Below are 765 nucleotides of genomic sequence, written 5' to 3'. Positions count from 1 at the left end.
CATGGTCAGCGGGCGCGAAGGCGGCACCGGACTTGGGTTGTCCATCTAACAAAAATTGATCGAACAGCACAACGGAAAAATCGACGTTGAAAGCTGGCCTGGCCACACCACTTTTACAATTTATTTGCCGATTTGACCTCACGAATGGATTTCGTTGAGCGCCAATTTACGGTTTTTGCTGCAAGGATTAGTACATGAGTAAAGGATATGTTTGGGTCGTCGATGACGACAGTTCGATTCGCTGGGTTATGGAGAAAACGCTCTCCTCAGCCAACATAAAATGCGAAACCTATGCCGATGGGGAAAGCGTTTTGATGGCGCTTGAGCGCGAAGTGCCAGACGTACTGGTGTCTGATATTCGCATGCCCGGTATCGACGGATTAGAACTGCTCAAGCAAGTGCAACGTGATTACCCTGATTTGCCCGTAATCATCATGACCGCGCACTCCGACTTAGATGCCGCCGTTAACGCCTATCAAAAAGGCGCGTTCGAGTATCTGCCAAAACCGTTTGATATCGATGAAACCTTAACGCTGGTCGAACGTGCGATTGCCCACAGCCATGAAAACAAACGCGAGCAATTGTCTTCAGAAGATGCACCGGCCGACACGCCAGAGATCATCGGTGAAGCGCCAGCAATGCAGGAAGTGTTCCGCGCTATTGGCCGCCTTTCTCGCTCGTCGATTTCCGTTTTGATCAACGGGGAGTCCGGTACAGGTAAAGAGCTGGTTGCTCATGCCCTTCACCGCCATAGCCCTCGCGCCA

1 protein-coding gene and 1 pseudogene are annotated in these 765 nt (G+C 51.2%); both read left to right on the top strand.

Annotated elements, in window-relative coordinates; genetic code table 11:
- Positions 1–136: pseudogene (locus tag R7190_RS26950) on the top strand (ATP-binding protein); the annotation flags it as partial.
- Between the two features lie 58 nt (positions 137–194).
- The coding region (locus R7190_RS26945) for a response regulator (protein ID WP_318137808.1) at positions 195–765 on the top strand (571 nt) is incomplete at its 3' end.

The sequence above is a fragment of the Vibrio sp. 1078-1 genome, assembly GCF_033340475.1.
The sequence above is the reverse complement of the archived record's forward strand: the minus strand, read 5'-3'. Positions and strand labels throughout refer to the sequence as shown.